This window comes from Alkalilimnicola ehrlichii (assembly GCF_003399765.1).
Taxonomy (GTDB): Bacteria; Pseudomonadota; Gammaproteobacteria; order Nitrococcales; family AK92; genus AK92.
In genome coordinates this window covers 94,770-116,916 of sequence record NZ_NFZV01000008.1, presented here as the reverse complement: position 1 = coordinate 116,916, position 22,147 = coordinate 94,770, and the positions used below count along the sequence as shown (strand labels likewise).

Sequence of the window (22,147 nt, the reverse complement as noted above, 5' to 3'; positions counted from 1 at the left end):
TTTCCGGCCGCAGCCGATACGCAGTATGTGGGGAGGTGACTTTTGAACCTAGTCAAATTGCAAATACCAAGACGTGATGGGGCGACGGTTGGCGAGTGCAGTAGGCGGTGGCAGAAGCGTTTGTTAGGTCTGGCCGTTGGGGTTCTCCTGGTGCTCGCCGAACTACCGGCAAATGCGCGGGAATTGGCCGCCGCCCCGGAGGATTTGATTCTGGTCGAGTTGGCGACGGTAGGTTTGGCAGGCGATCAAGGTCCTCCTCTGGTCCTGTTAAGAGAGCCCGACTCCGGCGACGTAGTGCCGATATTTATCGGCATGAATGAGGCGAGAGCTATTCTCATGGCGCTGCACGATGTGGCTGTGCCAAGGCCGATGACTCACGATTTGATAGGGAATGTGCTCGATGCTTTGGATGCTCGATTAGAACGGGTGATCGTCGACGACCTTGTCAACGGCACCTACCTCGGTGCGATAGAGCTACGGGTCGAAGGGCAGGAAAGCCCAAAGCTTGTGGATAGCCGACCGAGCGATGCCATGGCTTTGGCCGCTCGATTGGGCGCGAGTATTTATGTCTCCACGAAAGTTCTAAGGGCGGCACCAGAGCTCGATTTCCGGCCCTTCGACGGCGAGCAGGTAGTATCGGCCATTGGGCTGACGGTGGTTGATGCCACGACAGAGCTGCGGGAAGCGTTACAGCTGCCGGATGATCAAGGTGTTCTTGTTAGTCGCGCGACCGGCGCTGCGGCGGATGCGGGTATCAACCCCGGTAGCTTATTATTGCAGGTGAACGACAGTGTGCCGCAGTCTCCATTGGAATTCCTGCAAGCGGTTCGAGAAACGCCGGCGGGAGCAGAGGCTGAGATCCATTATTGGCAGGACGGTCGTCGTCACGAAGTAAGCTTGCCGACAGACGTGCCTACGGTGGAAGATTCTTCTGCCGGCCAGCGTATATAAGAAGGTGGTAAATGCCGTTTTGTCCCGTTGCGGGCATAGAAGAATGCGAGGGCGAGGCGCAGTGGGTAGCGCAAAGGCCCGGTTTTCGCTCTAAAAGTTTTGACTTTATTGCGCCGATTTTCGAATATGTGAATCCGTTCGCATTTTGTTTCCGATGCCGGGAGGGCAGGCGTTTCTTATCGCTCTGATATTGAAGCGCTAAGTTAAGGCGTTAGGAATGAGCCGACCGGTATCCTGAGCATGCTTCATACGACGACGTACCTCGACGCTAAATTGAGTATTCGGGAACTCTGAGTGTTTGCTTTTGGGGGCGGTAGCGGGTACCCGGCGAGTCTTCTTATAACAATTGAAAAGGATGGCACGTAAGCACTTATGGATGTGGGGGAGCAGCCAGTAGCGGAGCCGCAGCCGACAAAGCACGCGCCGGTTCCTACTAAGAAGGAGCGGCGGGGAACAGAGGTTGTAGGTAGCGTCTACCGCGTGCCGTGGGTGACGCGTCTGGGGCCGCGCTTGGGGGCGTTGGAACGATCCGCACCGCTTGTGACCCTGTTCAAGTCGATTATCGACCCGCTCGCGGTTGCGGCGACTTTGTTCGTCCTAGCCTATCTTTTCGAAGGGGAAGTCAGCGGTTTCGTCTTTTGCGTCGGCGTTTTGGCATTTTTGCTTGCCGGATACTTGCTGGATGGCGCATTGCTTTTTCTGCATCGTCGCCAGCTGTGGCGCGAGCTACTGCTGTTTGCCGTGGGGTGGGGCGCTCTGATCGCTGCCGTTGTCGGCATAGGTTGGGTGTCCGGTGTCGGCGACCTCATCGACCGTCGTTTATTTATTACCTGGGCGATTGTAACGCCGCCCGTATTACTCGCATTGCACGCGGCTGTTTCTTTGCTGGTGCAACGTTCGCCTTACGTCGAGCATCGGCCGCAGGCCGCCGTCATTGTCGGGGCGACGCAATCGGGGCGGGCCTTGGCTCGGGCGATGGCTACCGAGCCATTGTTGCGCCTTAATTTCGTCGGCTACTTCGACGACCGCGCGGCTTCGCGGACCGGCGTGGCGCCGGAGTCGGTTTTAGGGAAAATGAGCGAGCTTGCCGCATACGTCGAGAGCCACAACGTCCGGGCGATCTACATCACCCTCCCGATGACATCGCAGCCGCGTATTTTGGCGCTGCTCGACGCCTTGCGGGACACCACGGCGTCAGTTTACTTCGTGCCGGATATGTTCGTTTTCGATCTGATTCAGGCGCGTTTCGATCATGTGGGGGGTATCCCCGTCATGTCGGTTTGCGACTCTCCGTTTGCCGGTCTCAGCGGGCTTGTAAAGCGCGCCTCGGACGTTGTGCTTGCGCTGCTCATCCTGGCGTTGATATGGCCGGTGCTATTGGTAATCGGAGCTGCGGTTAAACTAACCTCCCCAGGCCCCATGATCTTCAGGCAGCGTCGCTATGGTTTAGACGGCCAGGACATCGTTGTCTACAAGTTCCGTAGCATGACGGTGATGGAAGACGGCGAAAACATTCGCCAAGCCGTGCGGAACGACCAGCGGTTAACGCCAATCGGCAGCTTCTTACGAAAAACGTCGTTGGACGAACTGCCTCAGTTTATCAACGTCTTGCAGGGCAGAATGAGTATCGTTGGGCCACGGCCGCATGCCACAGCGCATAACGAGCAGTACCGGAAATTAATTAAAGGCTATATGGTGCGCCATAAAGTTCGTCCGGGAATTACCGGCTGGGCGCAGGTAAACGGTTTTCGCGGCGAAACCGATACCTTGGAGAAAATGGAGCAGCGGATAGCCTACGACCTCGATTACTTGCGTAACTGGTCGCTATGGCTGGATATGCAGATTGTCTTTAAAACCGCTGTTGCCGTTTTGCGCGACCCTGCCGCTTATTAAATAAACCCTAAGCGAGTAACTTTCGCCTTCGACCGGGCGCGATAATCAAGAGTAAAGCGTCCTATTATTTTTGGTTAACTTTTTGATAAATATTGAATTCTTGTCGGTTAGTCTGATTGGGCCATTGCTGCATTGCGTCGTGACTACGATTATTGGCAGCGAAGGCTGTGGGATTCGGCGACGCTAAGTACAGTAATAGCCTGCTCGCGCCTTTTCTTGCTGCGATCATGACCCGCCTTGCTTTGTCTGCACGACGTCGGAAAGCTGCTCGGGCAGCGTATGGGCTAGTGCGTTCTTCGTCCTGAGGAGGGCAGCTTTTTTGCGGAGTGGGTCGTTGTGGCGAGATGTTCCTACGGATGGGCAACAGCCGGTTGGGGGTTGCTCGGGTTGGGTGTCTTTATCGAGGCGATGAGCGCTGCTGAATTCGATAGGGACGTGGACTTATAGCAGCAGTCGGGGGTTTTTATGAGTATAAAGAAGATTAAAGCTGTGCTTGCCGCGCTTGCGCTGGTTTTTCGCCCGCCGCATTCGCAACTACCGTGACGGATTTCGCTGGCAATATCGATTTGGGTATTGGAGGGGATTCCGTTAATTTCGCCGGTAAACTCAACGACGGAACTACCGATTATTGGTTGTTGAATGTAGCCGGTAGTCAGGGTACGGCGACCAATTACACCACTACTTACAACACGGCGGGCGCTGCGGTTGATCTATTTCATTGGGATAGCAGCACCAACGAGTTGGGTTCTTTGATTGCTTCCGGTGTGGAGACCGGAGCGGGTGGCGGCGGTGCCGTCGAGTTTACCTTGCAGGCGTTCTTGGCTGCGGGTAGCTACGTGCTTCGGATCACCGGCGACCAGGGAACTTCCTATGCCGGTACCGTGAGTGCGGTTCCGCTGCCGGGAGCTGCCATTCTGTTTGCTTCCGCTCTGTTCGGTGCCGGTGTGTTGGGGCGTCGTCGCCTGGCTAGCCAAAAGCTGAATGCGGTAGCTGCCTAACCTCACGGTAGGCATTACAAGTGGCTACGAAAGAGAAAGGGGGCTCAGCCCCCTTTCGGTCGTGCTGGGCTGGTGGAGTGACATGACACGACGACTAAAATCGAAACTCCTTCTATGCGCCGCTCTTGTGGCGCTTTTTGCGTTTTCGAAGGGGGGCGCTGCGGCGGCGGGTGTCGATAACGATGATTATCGGCTGCGCGAGGGAGACCTTCTCATGGTCACTGTTTGGCGGGAAGAGTCGTTGCAAAAGGAAGTGCGTGTCTTGCCTGACGGCTCGATTACCTACCCGCTGGTTGGCCGCCTAGATGTGGCGGGGTTGACGGTAGCGGAAGTTAAGGAGCGGGTGGGAGAACGTCTCGCGCGGTATATATCCGATCCGGAGGTAACCGTTCTCGTTACCGGGATCGAAGGTAATCAGGTGCATGTGCTCGGAAGGGTAAATAAGCCGGGGCCGATCGTCATGGCCGGCCCGACTACTGCCCTGCAGGCAATCAGTCTGGCCGGCGGTCTAGATCCCTTCGCTAGCGGTAACGCTATCCAGGTGTTGAGGCAAACGGCCGACGGCGATGAGTTGCTGCCTGTTCGTTATAACGATCTGATTCGAGGCAGAAGTTTGGATACCAACGTGCGCTTACAGCCGGGGGACACCTTGTTGGTTCCCTAGCTAGCGGCGTGCCGTCAAGGTGCACCAATGCCGCCGTGTCGCCATTGTATTGGGTCACCTGGCGGGAGAGGTAGTTGTTAGCGGCCGATCCGCTGATCGACTTAATACGTTTGCAGATCACCGCCGGGGGCCGATACTCGCTGTTTAGCAAGACAGGCGGCGTTTGGCCGGCAAGCTCGGGGGCGTTTCTGTGGGGGCGGCGCTGCCGACGATACGAGGAGCATTTGTCAGGGTGAAGGCTACCTGGAGGTTCATAGGTTTGCCGCTGATCGGGCTGATGCCGGCGATGAGTACAACTGCCGGTAGTTGGGATCAGGCGCTGACGTTGCCGATGACGGTGGAATACGATTCCAACCCCACGTTTGCTCCGAGAAATCCGGAAGGGGTCGCACGTTTGAGAGTGAGTCCGGTTTATGGGCTCTCCTGGCGCGACGGTCGGCACGACGTATTGGCTACGTTCGGGATGAGTCTCGAGCGTTCGACAGACTCGGATACCAGCGTTCCGCGCGACGACCCGCGCTTGGGGCTTAACTGGGTTCGGTCGACGCCGACGGGAGAATACGGGGTCGCCGCGCGATACGAGGAGCGCTCGACCCGGGCTGCGGAGATTGACGACGCCGCCTTTGTGGTTGCCGATGCCACCCAGGAAACGCGAGCGCTAAGCGGCCATTGGGACGAGGCGTTGAGTCCTCTGCTGCGGGTGCGGCTGACGGGGGATTACCGGCGTTCGCGGTATGACAACACCCAGTTGCAGGATTATGACGAATTCGGCGCCGCGGCTCACTTCACGCGGCTTTTTAGCGAGCGAACGCAGTTCTTCGCGCAGATGGGAGCCGTTCATTACGAGCCGCTGGCCGGTTGGCAAAGTACGAGCCAATACTATTCCGCTACGCTCGGGGCGGGGTGGCAAGCTTCTCCCCAGTTGACCTTACAGCTGAACAGCGGGGGGCGTACTTGGCTCGCGACGACGATCGTGTGATTTGGCAAGGGAATGCGGCTGCTTACTTCACGCTTTCTCCCCGCATAAACCTGGACGCCGATGCCGGGCGCAGCGTTAGCACGAGCGGCGCCGGCGGTTTTGTCGAGACAGACCGTGCGAAGGCCGGTGCTAGCTTCGATATCGACGAGCGAACGAGGGCGACGATGGATATCGGTTGGCGCGATACGCGAGGTGCAACGGAAGGGGTTGAGCGCACTTTCGGGGCGGGAGTCGGCAGGCAGCTAGCGCCTGAGTGGCGAACACAGCTGGCGTTTACGCATACGCAAAGGAAGCGCGGAGGAGAAAGCACGGCAAATGCCAATACCTTAGCGTTGACGTTGGTATACAGCAGCAGCAACTTTTAGGCCGTCGAAGTAACATCATATGGCTACTCAGTACACGTTTACCGTTCATGACTACATGATGATTCTGAAGCGGCGGTTTTGGGTCATGCTGGCCGTCGCTGTTGCGATCATGTCGGTGGCCGTTGCGGCCGCGGTGTTGGCGCCGCCTATTTACCGATCGACCGGTACGATCCTGGTCGAATCGCAGCAGATCCCTCCTGATCTTGTGCCGACGACGGTAACGACGTACGCGGACGAGCGCATCCAGTTAATTCAGCAACGGGTGATGACGCGAGATAATCTGTTGCGAATTGTCGACCAATACGGCCTATTTGAAGACGCCCGCCGGCCGATGACGACGTCTAACAAATTGCGCGAGATGCGCAGCCGAATTAGGGTCGAGCTAATCCGTGGCGATCACGGTAGCCGGCGCGGCACGTCGACATTGGCGTTCAATGTTTCCTTCGACGATCAATCGCCGCAGATAGCCTATCGGGTTGCGAATGATTTAGTAACGTTGTTTCTAAGCGAGAACGTTCGGGTCCGGACGGAGCGTGCTACGGATACGACGCGCTTCTTGGCTCGGGAAGCGGAAAAACTTCGGCTGGAACTGGAAGAATTAGAGAACCAGGTGGCTCTCTACAAGCAGCGGTACAGCAACGCGTTACCCGAGCATCTGGACCTGCGTATGACGATGCTGCAACGTACCGAAGCCGAGTTGCGAAGCGTTGAGCGAGAATACGGCAGCACGCAACAGGAGTTGCGCTTTCTCGATGTTGAGTTGTCGGCGGCGAGGGCGGGGCTTGTCTCCGCGGGAGCGGACGGAAGTATCGCGAACGATTTGCCGACGCTGCGTGCCGAGTACGAGCGTTTGATTTCCCGTTACACGGCGGATCATCCGGATGTACGGGCGGTGCGCAGTCGCATCCGGACGTTGGAGACCGATAACGGTGCCGGTGACGAGAGTTTGGCCGCCGTCTCCCCGGAGCGTTTACAGGTGGCGAAACTCGAAACGCGCATTGAAGCGGCCAATGCGCGGATAGCGTCGCTCGCCGACCAGCGAAAATCCCTGCAAAACCGGATGGAAGAGCTTGAGCGGCAAATTCTCGAAACGCCGCAAGTCGAGCGCGCTTTATTCTCTTTGATGCGCGACCATGAAAACGCGCGCAGGAAGTATGAAGAGGTGCGCGCGAAGCAAGTCGATGCACAGATGGCGGAAAGTTTAGAAGAGGATAGTAAGGCTGAGCGGTTCGCCATCCTCGAGCCGCCGATCTTGCCCGATAACCCGGTCAAGCCGGATCGAATGAAGATCCTTCTGCTCGGTTTTTTCCTGGCCGGCGGTGGTGCCGGCGGTGTCGTGTTTCTGCTGGAGCTGTTAAATCGGCGCATTCGCGGCGCCGCCGCACTTGGCCGATTAGCGAGGCAAGCGCCGTTGGTTGTCGTGCCTTATATCAAGACGTCGGCCGAGCTTGCGAGGCGACGCTGGCAGCTACGCATCGCGTTTGCCGGTGGCCTTATCGTTCTGATCGCCGTTCCGGCCTTGCTGCATATCTTGTATATGCCGTTGGATATGATATTCGTCCGCCTCATTGCTCGTTTCGGCTAGGAACAGTTATGGAACGCATCAAACAAGCATTAGAAAAGGCCAAAAGTCAGGCGGCCGGCTCGACGACAGGTTGGAGTGGCGTTTCCCCGGGCGCCTTTGTCGCTGCCGAGAGCAAAGCGTCGGCAGACACAGGCGACGTCTCCAGCTTGGCGTATTCGCACACCCGTGTCGTTACGCTAGACCCTACCCACTTGGAAAAGCACCGTGTGGTTGCGTTCAACAAAAACGATCCGAGCACGGTGGCCTTCGACCGCTTGCGAACGCAAGTGCTGCAAAAGATGGACGAAAAAGCTTGGCGTACGCTTGCGATCACCTCCCCCAACGAAGGGGCAGGGAAAACGGTCGTGGCGATCAATCTAGCCATCTCGATTGCGCGGCAAACGGGAAAAACGGCCATGTTGGTCGATTTCGACCTGCGGCGGCCGAAAATTGCTAAGTATCTGGGTTTCGACGCAGAACGCTCGTTGAACGAGGTTTTGGCGGGACAGGCGACTGTTGCCGACGCTTTGATTAATCCAGGAATTCCTCGCCTCGTCGTTCTTCCGACGATGCGGCCGGAGCAGCTTTCTGCCGAGCTGTTGTCTTCCCGTGTTGCAGAGAGCTTGATTCAGGAGCTGCGAAACCGCTACCCAGATCGTATTGTTATCTTCGATTTGCCGCCGTTGTTGAATACGGACGATGCGCTCGTCGCTCTCCCCCAGATCGACGCGGCTTTGCTGATTATCGGCAATGGCGAAGTGACGGAGGCCGAACTCAAGGATAGTTATCGGTGCTTTACCGCAGATCGTTTACTCGGGACGGTCCTTAATAAAGGCGAGGAATCCGCCAATTACTACTAACGCGATGGACTCGCGAGGATGCTTCATCGCCCGAGGCGAGGCATAAGGTTCCCATGCGTCGTTAAATGTCACTTTCTAGTGATAGTGATAGCAAGCGTCCAACATTCTTTGGGCTGTTTGATGCCGTACGGAGGCTTGGATTGCTAAGTCGTATCCGTTTATCCCCGTGCTCTCCAGAAGGACTTGGCCTTACATGGCAAAACTTACGGACATTTTAAAAGGCGGGCTCCTGGTTAGCGGAGCGAAGATCGGCGGCTCCCTGGCCTCGTTCGGGCGCAACATTATCGTCGCTCGCCTAGTGAGCGTGGAGGATTTCGGCGTTGCCGCCTTATTCGCTTTGACGATGTCCTTCATCGAGCTGGGGAGCAATTTTGCCGTAACCACTGTCATCGTGCAGGACCGAGAGGGGAACAAGCGGCGTATGCAGGCGACCGCGCATTCCTTCCAGTTCGTGCGGGGGCTGATCTGCGGGATAGCGCTATTCGTTGCCGCTCCCTATGTGGCCGCATTTTCGGGGTTCCGGAGGTGGCGTGGGCATTCCAGCTGTTGGCGTTGATTCCCATTATCGACGGCATGAAGCACATCGATTATGTGCGCTTCCATCGAAAGCTTAGCTTTTGGCGCTCGGTGGTTGTTCGCGAGCTACCGCAGCTGTTTACGTTGCTTGCCTGCATACCCTTGGGGATGTGGTTGGGCGATTATCGCGTCATGCTTTACGTTCTTATTCTGTATGGCCTCTCTTATACGGTTTTGTCGCACCTGGTGGCAAAAAGGCCGTATCAGATGGCCTGGGATAGCACGTTTATACGGAAGATATTCTCGTTTGGCGCCCCGCTGCTGCTAAACGGCTTTCTGCTGTTTTTTATTCTCCAGGGCGATAGAGCCATCGTCGGTTCCGTGCTTGGGCCGGAGGCGCTTGGCTTGTTCAGCGCCGCCTACATGCTGACGTTTACCTCGAGCGCCTTAGTTACCAACGTTATGCAAACGGTGCTGTTGCCGGTTCTCTCCAAGGCGAAAGGGAGTGTCGACGCCTTTTGGGTAAGGACGGTTTTTGTCATGCAGGCTGCATCGTTCGTAGGGCTTGGGTTCGCGATCTTCTTTATCGTCCTCGGCGGTGTTTTTTCGTGCTGGTTTTCGGGGAGCGTTATGCCGCCGCGGCGCCGTTGTTGGCCCTCCTCGGTTTTATGCATGGCCTAAAAATGCTCGGTTCGGGACCGGCTATTGCCTCCTTGGCATTGGGGAAAACCAGCTTCCCTCTGTACTCGAACATCGTGCGAGCGGTCTTTTTCCCGTTGGCAGTTTGGGTTGCCGTGACAACAGGCTCGCTAGAGTTGTTACTGCTTGTGGGGATCGCGGCAGAGCTAACGGCGCTGTTGGTTTTGCTCTACCTGGTATGTGCGAAATTGGGCAAAAGCCCGCGCCTTCTTGCCGGTTGGACATTGGTATTCGTGACCGCGACGGTGGGAATGCTGCTGGCCCGCGAATTGCCCGCTTTCTCGGGTATGCTCTCTCAGTTGTTGTTAGGCGGCTTCGTATTCGTCGGGGCGATGCTGGTTTTGGCCGGCTCCTACCGAGAGAGCCGTCAGTGGTTGGCCAAGATCGTTGCAGCCGGCAGTGCTACGAAAACCGTTAACACTTAATCGTAAAGGGGGCGGGAGCGCCGTGCCTACTCATCGCCACCACGCACGAGATAACACGTAAGAATCGCAAACAGACATGGCCGTTGTATTCGATACCCCGTCGACCGAAGCGCCTAGAAGCAAAGCGCTAGCCGCTTTGCGTTGGTGCCCGTTATGGGTGACGTTACTGCTGCTAACGCTCGCCTTGCCGACCGAGTTCTCGTTTACGATCGGCAGCTTTCGGCTAACGCCTTACCGGCTTGTCTTGATTCTCGCCTTTCTCCCCGGCTTGGCGCGGTTATTCTCCGGTGCAGTGGGCAGAGTGACTCTTATCGACTGCCTGCTGATACTGCATGTCGTATGGGGGGCGATTGCTTACACCTATGTGCACGGACTCGACAGGAGCGTTGAAGCGGCAGGTGTTCGAACGCTCGAAGTGCTGGGGGCCTATCTCATAGCACGCGCCTGGATCACGGACGAGCGCAGTTTCCGCGGGGCATGCGCGATGCTGTTTCTGATCCTGATTGTCATCGCGCCCTTAGTTTTGCTGGAGGCGGTGACGGGCGTGCACTTTATCAAGGATATCTCGGCGGCGCTGATGGGGACGCATTTCCACTCGGATATGAGTCCGCGCTTCGGCATTACCCGAGCTTATGGCCCGTTCGACCACCCCATTCTGCTGGGGGTGTTTAGTGCAAGCGTATTCGCCCTCGCTGCTATGCCGGCCCTGCCTGCTTTGGGGAGGCCGAGCTTCCCGAAGATGCCGCGGCGCGCTGTATTAGTCAGCAGTTTTTCGTCGGTTTCGACCGGAGCGATTGCCGCGCTGGTGGTGCAAATAGGGCTTATGGTGTGGGAGAAACTGACCCGAAATCACGCCGGGCGCTGGAAATTACTAACCTTCCTGGTCGTGGTGCTGTACATTTCGGTAGATGTGCTCTCGAACCGTTCCGCCTACCAAGTCTTTCTGCATTATCTGACGTTTAGCGCGCAAACGGCTTATATGAGAGTGCTAATTTTCGAATACGCTAGCGCGGAAATGCTGCGTAACCCGATTTTCGGAATCGGCTTTAACGATTGGACGCGGCCGGGCTGGATGCATGCGCCGAGCATCGATAATTTCTGGGTGGTTCAGGGGGTAAGAATCGGCCTGCCGGGTTTGCTGACCATTGCCATTCCGGTATTGCTGATGCCGGCCTTGGGCTGGAAGCGCTTGCCGCCGCGCTTGACCCGGCTGCGGATGGCTTGGACATTTTCCTTGGTTGGCATGATCGTGGCGGCTTGCACGGTCCATTTCTGGAATAATCTTTTCGTTTATTTTTTCTTTTTTCTCGGCGCAGGGGCATGGTTTCTTAATGTGACTCGCACCGAGCGGGCAAACAAGGAGGTCCGTGATGACGAGTAGACCCGACCTGTCTATCGTCGTGGTGTCCTATAACACGCAGGCGATGACAGACGACTGCCTGCGCTCGGTTTATGAGCAAGCGGGCGATTTGGCGCTACAAGTCATCGTTGTCGACAACGACTCTCGCGATGGCTCGGTGGAGATGATCAAAAGTCGTTATCCGCAAGTAGAGCTGATCGAAAACAACGATAACAAAGGGTTTGCCGCCGCCAATAACCAAGGCTTCGCCCTTTGTAAAGCGGATCAGGTTCTGCTGCTCAACTCCGACACCCTGGTGCTGGGGGATGTACTAAAAGAATCGGTGGCCTACCTCAACCAGCATGAAGATGTCGGCGCGATGGGGTGTCGCGTCTTAAATAGCGATCGTACCCTGCAACGAACCTGCTCCGGATACCCCACGTTGGGGCGTTTGCTGTCGATGACGCTGGGTTTGGATCGCCTGCCCGGTCGCCTAGCCGTCGATACTTATCAGCTACGATCCTGGGCTCGGGACTCGGAGCGCGAGGTGGATGTCATCAGCGGCTGCTATCTGTTGGTGCGGAAGTCGATTATTGATCAGGTCGGCGGCTTGGATGAGCAGTTCTTTTTCTTTGGCGAGGAAACGGACTGGTGCTTAAGGATGAGAAAGGCCGGGTGGCGGCTGATGTTCGCCCCGGTCGGGGAGATCGTTCATTACGGTGGGGGAAGCGTGAAAAAGCTCAACCACCGCCGCGACGTGATGCTGACCGAGGCTACGGTGCGCTTGCATAAGAAAAACGGCGGCCTACTAGCCGCTTGCGGGGCGTTCGCGATCTTGAGCCTGTTTAACGGCTCGCGCGCGTTGCTGTGGTGGTTGTTGTCGTGGAAAGGCGCCGGCGCTGCCGAGCGCGCTCAGCATTTCCGCCGCGTCGTGCTCGATATCGGTGCCACTTGGCCTAGGAGAAGCACCGAATAACGCCCTTGCCTATCCGGCGCTCCCTTCGCTGTATTGCCTGTCGCGGACGCCTAGGAGGCTTGCGCCTCGCAAAGGGGAAACGAAATCGACCACGGCACGGGCTGCATAACAGCAACGAAAACCCGTTAGGGATACTCACCACTGCACTCTTCACGGTCCGCTAGGGATAAGGGAACTGTTCAGTGCTTGCTAAGGGGACGTAATGCGGATTCTATTAATAACGTGGGCTTGCGATCTGGAAGATGTGAGCGAGCCTCTTATCTCGGCCCGTTGGGTGCAGGAGTTATCTCGGCGACACGAGGTGACCGTGTTCGCGGTCAGCCGGCCGGATCGATTCGGTTGCGTCGCCGAACAGTTTCCGCAGCTCGAGGTTATCGAGTGGCGCGATATCGGCGTTCCGGCTTCGTTGGAGCGGTTTCGCGCCATCGTCAAACCGGGCTACTTCCCGTATTACTTCAAGGCCCGACGGTTTTTGAAGCGTCTTCTGCGCGAGCGAGCGTTCGATGTGATCCATCATTTATCCCCCTTCGCCTGGCGTTATCCTTCCCCGGCCGCCGGCCTGGGCGTACCGTTGGTAAGGGGGCCTATCGGCGGTGGACTGAGTACGCCTGCCGGCCTGGAAGCGGCCGCGAAGGGCAAAGCGGCGCCTTTCATGGCTCTGCGCCGGACCGATGCGCTACGGCGCCGAATCGACCCTCTCCTGCGGGCATCGTATCGGCAGACAGATCACCTTTTGCTTGCCGCACCTTACGTGGGAAACGTCGTCGAGGGGTTGGAGGTTAAGGCGACAAGCGTTGACCTTGAGCTGGGGCTGACCGACGAGATGTTGGATCGTCCGCAGGCGACGTGTGCCGGTAAGCCCGACGGGAGTATCGACCTTCTATTCGTCGGGCGTGTGGTACGGACCAAAGGCGTGCAGTTCGCGATTCGAGCGGTGGCCGAATGCCGCAACCGCGATAAAGTGAGACTAACGGTTGTCGGCGCGGGCGACGACTTAGCAGCATGCCGGGAATTGGCTACCGAGTTGGCGCTGGATGATCGCGTTGCGTTCAAGGGCTGGTTACCGCATGCCGAAGTGGAAGGCTACTTCCTACGGGCGGATGCCTTCTTATTTCCAAGTTTTCGAGAGCCGACGGGTGGGGCGCTCTTTGAGGCGATGTTATACGGCTTGCCGCTGATTGCCTGCGATTACGGAGGGCCTGAGTATCTGGTTGACGAAAGCTGCGGTATTCGCGTCGCACCGTCTTCCGAGCAAAGCTATATCCAAGGCTTGGCGGATGCCATCGATCGCCTCGTCGAACAGCCCGAGCTGAGAGCGGCCATGGGGGCGGCGTCGCATCAGCGCGCACGCGAGCATTTTACCTGGCGTGCTAAGCACCAGCGCCTTGATTCGATATATTGCGAACTGGTTCGCCAATCCGCGTAGCGGTAATCAAAAGCTAGTATTAATATAATGACAAGAAAGAATATGTCATGGATATTGCTTTTCTTTCCTGGTTGAGATAAATCGGGCGATTATCTTTTGCCGCCAAAATATCTTTAAGGAGACACTGAATAACTCGCTTGCCCGTTTGACTATTCGCGAGTCGCAACAGGTAAGTGAATTATTCAGTGTCTCGTCAAGAAGCGGCTTCTAATGTTCTGCTAAGAAAATGGCCGTTGCCTAGCCCATATTCTCGTCGGCTTTCCTAATTGTCTGCTGGGGGCGGGCGGCGGATGGGATCTTGCTGGGAGTATAACCCCATGGGCGCTAACGAGCTGTTGCCAATCGAGAGGGAGAGTATCAGTGTCTAATCGGATGCGCCGATTGGTCGTGTTAATCGTTATAGCGATAGGGGGCATGCTGACCGCCTGCGATCTGTCGGACGATGCCGACGCTCCTTACACGCGCTGGCATCCGGAGGTGGAGGGGTTGACCCCGATCCCGGGGCATCAGCTTGAGTTTCCACCCGAACTGCCGGAATGGGTGGAGATCGCGGGAACCCGCTATTACGTGGACTATGACGGTGGCAGCGACGCTAACGACGGCACCTCGCCCGAGAGCGCGTGGAAGCATAGCCCGCGCGACCCGAACGCCACCGGCAAGCCCGCCGAGGTGCGCCTGAAGCCGGGTGACGGCGTAATTTTCAAAGGCGGAGTCGTCTACCGCGGCAGTATCGCTATCCGAGACTCAGGGACGGCTTCCGCACCTGTGGTATTCGACGGAACGGGGCGCGAGTTCGGCCAAGGTTCGGCGATTATCGACGGCAGCGAGTTCCTAACGGGTTGGCAATGTTCCGGCGAGATTTGCCACACCATCCTGCCTGATAAGCTCCCAGAGGAATGGCAGGGCGATGTCTTTGCGCTCAATCTCTATACCGAAAACCGGCGCATGACTCTGGCACAAGGCCCGGAGCCTGCGTCGGACTATTTTGTACCCTATCAACTTGAAGATTTGGTGGCTGTCGAAGGGCACCAATTCGATACTACTTGGGTTGAGGACTTCGACGTTCTGTCGGAAATCTTTGGCGAAGGCAATATAGGGCGTGCGCACGTTGTGATTTGGGCCAACGATAACCGCATCGTCTTGGCGCCGATCGAGAGTTATGATGCCCGTCGTGGGCGTATTGTCTTCGAGGACAACCGGGCTCGATACTTTCCTAACAATAGTCGTACCTATTACGCTATCGTCAATCACCAAAATGTCTTAAGCCAACCCGGCGAATTCGTTTACGACCCGGAGACCCGGGAAGTATGGGTTATTCCCTTCCCGAATACGGACGTCAACACCATTACCTACTCGCTGCGGCCGGTGGGCATCGACGTTCAAGCCGATCACGTCGTGGTACAAGGCTTTATCGCGCAAAAGTTCGTCGGGGCCAGGCATCAGTGGCATGACGGGGTGGGTATTCGAGTTTACGCTAACGGACCGTTAAAGGTAAGCGAGCGCCGCGGAGTGCTCGTTCAAGGTAACGAGGTTCGATTCAATAGCTCGCGAGAAAGCTATGGCGCCATCTATACCCGCGCTACTCGGGATCTGCGCATCTTGAATAACTATGTGCACCACAATTTTCCGAATCGCGGCATACAGGCGACGGAAGGTTTCGGTACGGAGATTAGCGGCAATCACGTGTCGGGAGGCGGGCATACCGGCATTACCTTTTTCCGCACCGAGAACAGTATCATCGCTTATAACACGGTTGACGCCGTTACCGCGGTGCATGCCAATGGCATTTCCAACTACTTGTCCAGCCACGGCAACCTGATTCTCGGGAATCGCGTTGAAAACGGCAATATTGCTCTGACGACTAAACACAGCCGAAACGTAACGATCGCGCATAATATCCTGACTACCCACGACGCGAACGAAGGCGTTAATTTCGCCGTTGCCGACTGGGGGGATAAGGACGAGGATGGGCGTTATCCCCGTAATCTTCGTTATTATAATAATATTATTCTAAACTACGGCGGCGGCCAGGGGCTTCGTGTCCACGACGATTCCATCCTTGGTTTGGAAGTGAAAAACAATATTCTCTCTTGCTTGTCAGCTTCCGGCGGTCGCTTCGCGTACAATAAATACATCAGTACGTGGTGTAATCAGCATGACCTCGATAAGGGTAGCGGCGAAGAGCGGGCTGAATTGAGGGATTTATTCAGGAACCCAGAGGCGGGCGACTACCGGCCGCGAGCTGCCGAGGTTCTGCGTCCGGCTGCGCAACTATTCGTTCCGTACCAATACGACATCGACGGCGAACGACTCGGCGAACCAACGATAGGCCCTTACACGGACCGTTAGCGAACGCTGTTTACAAGGAAGTCTAAAAACTGTGGCATCGATTATCATACCCGCCCATAACGAAGCTGCGGTGATCGAGCGTACGCTGCGAACCGTCGTTCCGATGCTCGCCGAGGAAGACGAGCTTATTCTCGTCGCTAACGGGTGTACGGACGACACGGCCGGTATCGCGCGTCGCTATGAGCCTCAGGTTCGCGTTATCGAAACGGATGTGGCCTCAAAGCCGCATGCACTCAACTTAGGGGATCAAGCGGCTCGGAGTTTTCCCCGTATTTATCTCGACGCCGATATCGAACTAAAGCCGGAAGCCTTGCCGCGTTTAAAGGCGGCCTTGCAGGCAGAGACGTATCTGGCGGCCGCCACCGACCCGGTGATGGACTTTAGTCGCGCGAGCTGGGCGGTAAGAGCCTATTATAGAATCTGGTTGGCGTTGCCCTATTGCCGCCAAGGCATGATTGGCGCCGGCGTTTACGGGCTATCGAAAGCCGGTCGCGCGCGCTTTTCCGAGTTTCCGAACCTTATTGCCGACGACGGTTACATTCGAGCGTTATTTGCCGAATCGGAAAGAGGCAAAGTCGAGGGTGCGTATTCCGTCGTGCGTGCGCCTGCCAGCCTACGTTGGCTCATGAAAATAAAAGTGCGCAGCCGGCTCGGGCAAAAGGAACTCGCGCTTAAATATCCGAATTTGCTAACTAATGAGCAAAAAGATTATGGTGGCGGCCTGCGGCAGCTGCTCGGCAAACCGTTACTGTGGCCTGCCGCCGTCGTTTATCTCTATGTAGCTGTCGGCTCTCGCTGGCGAGCGCAGAAGCAACTAAAGAAATTAGATGGCTATCAGTGGGACAGAGATTTATCCTCCAGGAACTAATGTCCCGTTTCACTCGTTCGCTATAAACAAGGCGCCATAGCAGCGCTATGGCGACGACGAGCAACGGCGAGTCAACGAGTTAGCCCAAGCCTTAATGCAACGAGCTAGTGAAACGGAACACTAGGCGATAAGGAGGGCGCCATGAAAGGCGCAAGAAAAAGGATTCTGCTGGTTGCCTCGCACGGGGGCATTGGGTGCAAATGCGGCGGCTGGCGGCCGCCTTCGCCGAGTTGGAGGTTCACTACGTCTGTACGTCCTCGGATGTTGCAGCAGAGGTTGCGCCTGCCCCGCTTTCGGTGGTGCCGGATGCCAACCTCAAGCAGAAGGCCGCATTAATTCCCCTTGCCATCAAGACGCTCTGGGTGGTGCTTCGCACGCGCCCACACTTTGTATTGTCTACCGGCGCGGCGCCGGTTTTTCGCCTTGCTATTCGGTAAGTTGCTGGGCGCAAAAACGATCTGGGTCGACAGCTTGGCCAACGCCGAACAGCTATCCGTCTCCGGCGCCAAGGTCCGACGGTTTGCCGATCTTTGGTTAACACAGTGGGAGCATCTGGCCGCGCCCGACGGCCCCCACTATCGCGGGGCTGTACTATGATCTTTGTAACGGTCGGCACCCAGCTTCCTTTCGAACGTTTAGTCCAAGCCGTCGACAACTGGGCTGCACGTCATCCGGGCGAGGATGTTTTTATCCAGCTTGGTCAAACTACCTACGCCCCGACCCATTGCCGGAGTGTTGCGTATACGCCGCAGGCTGAATGGGAGCGTTTGTTCCAACAGGCAGAGCGGGTCGTGTCGCATGCCGGTATGGGCACTATTTTAAAAAGCTTGGATTACGGGAAGCCGCTATTGATGATGCCGCGCTTGGCGGTTTATCGGGAGCATCGGAACGATCACCAAGTGGCGACGGCGAAACAGTTCGGGCACTTTGGCAATATCCGCGTCGTGAACGACGAGCAAGCCCTGGGCGAGGCCTTAGCGGAACCTCTGCACCGCTTTGCCGCGACGGATACCCCCGAGGGGAAAGCCTTCAGCACCTTGCTTAACGAGCTGAAGCAATTTGTACAAAATCATTCCTAAGGAAACGACATGGGGCGACTACAAGGATTTGTCGAAAGCTGGGGAGTGAGGCGTGTTGCCGGCGTCGCGATCTTAGCGGCCGCCATGCTGTGGCTGCTGTATTCCTCCGGACTTCTCGCGTTTTGGATGCAGAGCGAGGAGTACGGGCATGGGCCTTTAGTGCTTCTGGTCCTGGCCTATCTCATCTACTGCCGCCGCGACAATTTAACAACGGCTGGACCGCCGAGCGTTGCGCTGGTGGCGCTGGCAGCCATGCTTCCCCTGTTAGTATTAATGATCGGCGCCTTATCGGGGATTTCTCAGCTGGAGATGTACTCGGTTTGGCTATTCGGCGTGGTGCTAACCTTTGCCATCGGCGGTTTTCGTTTGCTTTGGCAATTGCTGATTCCCTTGCTGATCGCCTTTATGGTCATCCCGCTGCCCAATGGCATCGAAGTGGCCGTCACCTCCCAGTTACAGCTGATTTCGTCCGAACTCGGCGTTTGGTTTATTCGCTTATTCGGCGGTGTAGTGCACCTCCAGGGCAACTTGATCGACATGGGGCAAACCCAGCTGCTGGTTGCCGAGGCTTGCGCCGGTTTGCGGTACCTCTATCCGTTAATGAGCCTGGGCGCTATCGCCGGCTATCTGCTCGTTGCGCCGCTCTGGATAAGGTGGACGTTGTTTCTGGCATCGATACCGATCACTATCTTCATGAACAGTTTCCGCATCGGCGTGACAGGCCTGTTGGTCGAGTTCTGGGGGGCCGAGCCGAGCGAAGGTTTCTTGCATTTCTTCGAAGGGTGGGTCGTCTTTATCTTCGCCCTGTTGCTGCTACTGATGCTCGCTTGGTTGCTGGTCAAGTTACAGCCGGGCGCTAAGGGGTTGATCGAATCGCTGTCGTTCGAAGGTAGCGGGCGGCACGGCGTTGAGAAGCCTGCCGAAGCGCATCGCGGGCGAATCGCCGGCGCGCAGCAGCGGAGTTTCGTCGTTCTTGCCGCCATTATGGTGGTGGCCGCAGCGCTGTCGGCGATCCTCGCGGGCCGCAGCGAAATCGTGCCGGAACGCCAACCCCTATCGGAGTTTCCGCTTACCATCGGCGATTGGAGTTCGCGCGAGTATCGCTTGCCGCAGCTTATCGAGCAGGTCGCGGGGGCCAGCGAATACTTCTACGCCGACTTTTATTCGTCCGCTAAAGGCGACCTGAACCTCTACGTGTCGTATTACGAAACCCAGCGGCAAGGGCAGATTCCGCATTCGCCGCGCGTCTGTATACCTGGCGATGGTTGGCAGATCGTCAGCGTCGAGCCAGTCTCGATCGCGACGAATAACGGCATCCCGTTGCAAGCAAACCGCTTGGTGACGAGGAAGGGCAACCAAACCATGTTGGCCTATTACTGGCTGAAACAAGGCGAGCGGACCTACCGGCAAGAGCTTCTGGCACGCCTTGATTTAATTCGTTCCGCGGCATTTCATCGGCGTACCGACGGCGCGCTGATCCGCTTAGTCAGCGAGGTGCACCCGGACGAAGACATGGCCGAGGTGGATCGACGTTTACAAAGTTTTGCCGGTACCTTGGTCGACGTGTTGCCCATTTACGTGCCGGATTAAACCGGCCGGGCCGCAGGTATCGGCCGGCTACTCATAAGAACAGGAAACGTGAGTAGCCGGCGGCAAGCATACAGTTTCCGACAACTATAAACAGGGCGGCTCCCCAGTAGGCGGCATCCGGGGCCATTGCCGACCCTCAACGATTATCACGATCGCGAAGGCAAAAGAATCATGACAGTGAGCCAGAGACAACAAGGTCGTAAAGGTTTTATGCGTAGAGGCTGGGCCCTTTCGTTGATTGGCGCATCGGTACTGGCCGTCTACGGTTGCTCCTCGCCGGCGGATCAGGCCGTTCGTCATTACGAAAACGGTATGGCGCTGATGGCAGAGGGCGACCTCACACGCGCCCGGCTGGAGTTTCGCAACGCCTTACAGCTTGTCGACGAAAAGCCCGAGGCGGTATACGGCCTTGCTTTGATCGCCGAGCGTAACGGCGACTGGGAAGACATGTTTGGGTTGCTGAATCAAACCATTGAGCAAGACCCCACCCACTGGCGGGCGCACACCCGCCTGGGGCGTTTGTTGCTCGCTGCCGGACAGCTTGACCAAGCGCTGGCGATAAGCGACGCAGCGCTCGCCTTGCAGCCGGAAGAGCCGGATGTGCTCGCCCTGCGCGCGGCAGTCCTCTACAAGTTGGGGGACTACCCCGGCGCTGTGGCCCAGGCCGAGAAAGTCTTGGCAAAAGAATCGGATAATGTCGAGGCGCTGGTCGTGCTGGCGACCGAGCGTTTAGAGGCGGGCGAGCCCGAGCAGGCGATACGCTATCTGGATAGCGGCCTGAGCCGCGACGAAAGCAACGTCGCGCTGCATCTTTTCAAAATTCAGGCCTTAGAGCAGCTGGGGGACAGCGAAGGCGTCGAGCAGGTCTATCGGCGGTTAATTGCCTCACATCCGCAAACCCCGGCTTTTCGCCGTCAGCTCGCCCAGTTCTACATCGATCAGGGGCGGCACACCGCTGCCGAAGAAGAGCTACGGCAGATTGCCGCAGATAACCCGGCTAATCTCGATGCTCAGCTCGATGTAGTGCGCTTTGCCAACACGATGCAGGGCGCCGAGGCCGCGCTTGGCACACTGCGGGATCTTATCGCTGACTACCCCGATAATATCGATTTACAGTTTGCCCTGGCCGAGTTTCATCGCGCGCAAGGCAATGAAGCGGACGCTCGTCGCGTATACCGCGAGATTACCGACAACGCCGCCGACAATCGTTCGCGCTTGCGGGCGAAAGGCCAACTTGCCGAAGCGCTACTGGCGGATGGCGAACGCGCGCAAGCTGAGGCACTCGTTGCCGCGATGTTAAAGCTCGACGCCGGCGACGAAGACACGCTTTACCTCAATGCTCGGTTAGCGATCGAGGCCGGCCGCCTGGATGCGGCGATTGCCGATCTGCGCACGATTCTGCGGGATTCGCCCGATTCGCCGCGTGCGCTTATGCAGTTAGGTCGAGCGCACCATTTGGCAGGCTCTCCCGAGCTGGCAGACGGTCAGTACCAGCGCGCTTTCCGCGCCAGCGGCCAGGCGCCGACCTACGCTCGCGCCTATGCCGATTTTCTGCTTAGTCAGGGTCGCGTCGGGCGCGCCGAGCGCATTCTGCAGGATGCCTTGGCGACCTCGCCGAACGACTTGGCCACCTTAGAAATTTTGGCGCAAGCGCGGTTGCGGTTGGGTAACCTGGTCGGTGCGCAGGAGGCAGCCGATAGGATTCGCGAGCTCGATGCATCCGCCCCGATTCCCGATCGTATCGAAGGCGTTGTGCGAGCCCAGCAGCACGATTACGACTCGAGTATCGCCGCTTTCCGCCGAGCGGTGGATTCCACGCCGCACGACACTCAGCCCATGGTTGCTTTAGTGCGAACATACATTGCCGCCGACCGTACCGACGAAGCGATGAGTTTCCTCGACGCGGTGTTGGAGGCAAGCCCGGCTAATAGTGCTGCTCGCTTATTAAAAGGGCAGCTACACCAACTGCGGGACGAGCCGGATGAAGCCGCGGCCGCCTACCGAGCGGCGTTGGATTCGGACCCGGCCAATACCCAGGCGTATCGGAACTTGGCGGCCCTATATATGCGCCAAGACCGGCACGAGGAGGCCGAGACGTTAATTGTAAAGGGCTTAGAGCAGGCGCCGGACGACTTGAGCTTGCGGTTTACCCAGGCCGCCATTTACGAATTGACCGGGCGGCTTGATCCGGCCATCGCCGTTTATGAAGAATTGATCGACGTTCACCCGAACGCCGAGGTGGTCATCAACAACCTCGCCGCGTTATTAGCGGAGCACCGGGATGACGAGGCGAGCTACCGGCGCGCCTTCGACTTAGCGCAGCGCCTAAGCGGTAGCGCGGTGCCCCAGTTCAAGGACACACGCGGCTGGACTCACTACCGGATGGGCAACTACCGCGAAGCGGTGGAGCTCATTGCACGAGCGGTCGAGCTGATGCCCGAGAAGGCCGTGTTTCGCTATCACCTGGGGATGAGTTACCTTGCGTTAGAGGATAAAGAGGCGGCGCGGAGAGAGTTGCAAGCCGCGGTCGATCTCGCGGCAAGCTCGCCCTTTCGGCAGCTTGAAGATGCCCGCGAAGCCTTACAAGCCCTTTAAACGCGGAGAGG

General features: G+C 57.3%; 19 protein-coding genes and 1 pseudogene. All 20 read left to right on the top strand.

Annotation, left to right across the window (positions count from 1 at the left end; translation table 11 throughout):
* Positions 1-120: 120 nt before the first annotated feature.
* Positions 121-951: a bifunctional nuclease domain-containing protein gene (locus CAI21_RS09855; RefSeq protein WP_116302130.1), complete on the top strand. Its 831-nt coding sequence runs from the start codon at positions 121-123 to the stop codon at positions 949-951.
* Between the two features lie 372 nt (positions 952-1,323).
* Positions 1,324-2,844 (top strand): undecaprenyl-phosphate glucose phosphotransferase, encoded by a 1,521-nt coding sequence (locus tag CAI21_RS09850; RefSeq protein WP_116302129.1) that lies wholly within the window; start codon positions 1,324-1,326, stop codon positions 2,842-2,844.
* Positions 2,845-3,383: 539 nt separating this feature from the next.
* Positions 3,384-3,842: a hypothetical protein gene (locus tag CAI21_RS09845; protein ID WP_116302128.1), complete on the top strand. Its 459-nt coding sequence runs from the start codon at positions 3,384-3,386 to the stop codon at positions 3,840-3,842.
* Between the two features lie 82 nt (positions 3,843-3,924).
* Positions 3,925-4,506: a polysaccharide biosynthesis/export family protein gene (locus tag CAI21_RS09840; protein ID WP_116302127.1), complete on the top strand. Its 582-nt coding sequence runs from the start codon at positions 3,925-3,927 to the stop codon at positions 4,504-4,506.
* A 232-nt stretch (positions 4,507-4,738) separates the two neighbouring features.
* Positions 4,739-5,485: a porin family protein gene (locus CAI21_RS09835; RefSeq protein WP_116302126.1), complete on the top strand. Its 747-nt coding sequence runs from the start codon at positions 4,739-4,741 to the stop codon at positions 5,483-5,485.
* Positions 5,461-5,850, top strand: coding sequence for a hypothetical protein (locus CAI21_RS09830; protein WP_116302125.1), 390 nt, complete (start codon positions 5,461-5,463; stop codon positions 5,848-5,850). The genes CAI21_RS09835 and CAI21_RS09830 overlap by 25 nt, the downstream gene beginning before the upstream one ends.
* A gap of 19 nt (positions 5,851-5,869) precedes the next feature.
* A complete protein-coding gene (locus CAI21_RS09825) occupies positions 5,870-7,435 on the top strand; it encodes a Wzz/FepE/Etk N-terminal domain-containing protein (protein ID WP_116302124.1) in 1,566 nt (521 codons plus the stop codon).
* An 8-nt stretch (positions 7,436-7,443) separates the two neighbouring features.
* Positions 7,444-8,274 (top strand): CpsD/CapB family tyrosine-protein kinase, encoded by an 831-nt coding sequence (locus CAI21_RS09820; protein WP_116302123.1) that lies wholly within the window; start codon positions 7,444-7,446, stop codon positions 8,272-8,274.
* A 193-nt stretch (positions 8,275-8,467) separates the two neighbouring features.
* Positions 8,468-9,471 (top strand): annotated as a pseudogene (locus CAI21_RS09815) (oligosaccharide flippase family protein).
* Positions 9,399-9,914: a hypothetical protein gene (locus tag CAI21_RS09810; protein ID WP_147305083.1), complete on the top strand. Its 516-nt coding sequence runs from the start codon at positions 9,399-9,401 to the stop codon at positions 9,912-9,914. Before CAI21_RS09815 ends, CAI21_RS09810 begins: the two are co-directional and overlap by 73 nt.
* Before the next feature lie 76 nt (positions 9,915-9,990).
* Positions 9,991-11,295, top strand: a complete 1,305-nt coding sequence (locus tag CAI21_RS09805) for an O-antigen ligase family protein (protein ID WP_116302120.1) — start codon at positions 9,991-9,993, stop codon at positions 11,293-11,295.
* Positions 11,285-12,229 (top strand): glycosyltransferase family 2 protein, encoded by a 945-nt coding sequence (locus tag CAI21_RS09800; RefSeq protein WP_116302119.1) that lies wholly within the window; start codon positions 11,285-11,287, stop codon positions 12,227-12,229. The genes CAI21_RS09805 and CAI21_RS09800 overlap by 11 nt, the downstream gene beginning before the upstream one ends.
* 202 nt (positions 12,230-12,431) lie before the next feature.
* Positions 12,432-13,655, top strand: coding sequence for a glycosyltransferase family 4 protein (locus CAI21_RS09795; RefSeq protein ID WP_116302118.1), 1,224 nt, complete (start codon positions 12,432-12,434; stop codon positions 13,653-13,655).
* A gap of 360 nt (positions 13,656-14,015) precedes the next feature.
* Positions 14,016-16,004 (top strand): right-handed parallel beta-helix repeat-containing protein, encoded by a 1,989-nt coding sequence (locus CAI21_RS09790; protein WP_147305082.1) that lies wholly within the window; start codon positions 14,016-14,018, stop codon positions 16,002-16,004.
* A 31-nt stretch (positions 16,005-16,035) separates the two neighbouring features.
* Positions 16,036-16,872, top strand: a complete 837-nt coding sequence (locus CAI21_RS09785) for a glycosyltransferase family 2 protein (RefSeq protein ID WP_116302116.1) — start codon at positions 16,036-16,038, stop codon at positions 16,870-16,872.
* A gap of 194 nt (positions 16,873-17,066) precedes the next feature.
* Positions 17,067-17,309, top strand: coding sequence for a hypothetical protein (locus tag CAI21_RS23805; RefSeq protein WP_220347890.1), 243 nt, complete (start codon positions 17,067-17,069; stop codon positions 17,307-17,309).
* The gene (locus tag CAI21_RS23800) at positions 17,296-17,469 is read left to right on the top strand and encodes a glycosyltransferase family protein (protein ID WP_220347888.1); all 174 of its coding nucleotides are present in this window, start codon (positions 17,296-17,298) and stop codon (positions 17,467-17,469) included. Before CAI21_RS23805 ends, CAI21_RS23800 begins: the two co-directional genes overlap by 14 nt.
* The gene (locus CAI21_RS09775; protein WP_116302115.1) at positions 17,466-17,951 is read left to right on the top strand and encodes a glycosyltransferase; all 486 of its coding nucleotides are present in this window, start codon (positions 17,466-17,468) and stop codon (positions 17,949-17,951) included. The genes CAI21_RS23800 and CAI21_RS09775 overlap by 4 nt, the downstream gene beginning before the upstream one ends.
* Positions 17,952-17,960: 9 nt before the next feature.
* Positions 17,961-19,541, top strand: a complete 1,581-nt coding sequence (xrtD, locus tag CAI21_RS09770; protein ID WP_116302114.1) for a VPLPA-CTERM-specific exosortase XrtD — start codon at positions 17,961-17,963, stop codon at positions 19,539-19,541.
* 210 nt (positions 19,542-19,751) lie between these two features.
* Complete coding sequence (locus CAI21_RS09765) at positions 19,752-22,136, top strand: tetratricopeptide repeat protein (RefSeq protein ID WP_181919356.1); 2,385 nt, start codon at positions 19,752-19,754, stop codon at positions 22,134-22,136.
* Positions 22,137-22,147 lie beyond the last annotated feature (11 nt).

Coding starts and splice junctions, on each gene's coding strand:
- xrtD (WP_116302114.1), top strand. CDS start 17,961: ATGGGGCGACTACAAGGATTTGTCGAAAGCTGGGGAGTGAGGCGTGTT.
- CAI21_RS09765 (WP_181919356.1), top strand. CDS start 19,752: ATGCGTAGAGGCTGGGCCCTTTCGTTGATTGGCGCATCGGTACTGGCC.
- CAI21_RS09840 (WP_116302127.1), top strand. CDS start 3,925: ATGACACGACGACTAAAATCGAAACTCCTTCTATGCGCCGCTCTTGTG.
- CAI21_RS09820 (WP_116302123.1), top strand. CDS start 7,444: ATGGAACGCATCAAACAAGCATTAGAAAAGGCCAAAAGTCAGGCGGCC.
- CAI21_RS09850 (WP_116302129.1), top strand. CDS start 1,324: ATGGATGTGGGGGAGCAGCCAGTAGCGGAGCCGCAGCCGACAAAGCAC.
- CAI21_RS09825 (WP_116302124.1), top strand. CDS start 5,870: ATGGCTACTCAGTACACGTTTACCGTTCATGACTACATGATGATTCTG.
- CAI21_RS09800 (WP_116302119.1), top strand. CDS start 11,285: ATGACGAGTAGACCCGACCTGTCTATCGTCGTGGTGTCCTATAACACG.
- CAI21_RS09775 (WP_116302115.1), top strand. CDS start 17,466: ATGATCTTTGTAACGGTCGGCACCCAGCTTCCTTTCGAACGTTTAGTC.
- CAI21_RS09805 (WP_116302120.1), top strand. CDS start 9,991: ATGGCCGTTGTATTCGATACCCCGTCGACCGAAGCGCCTAGAAGCAAA.
- CAI21_RS09795 (WP_116302118.1), top strand. CDS start 12,432: ATGCGGATTCTATTAATAACGTGGGCTTGCGATCTGGAAGATGTGAGC.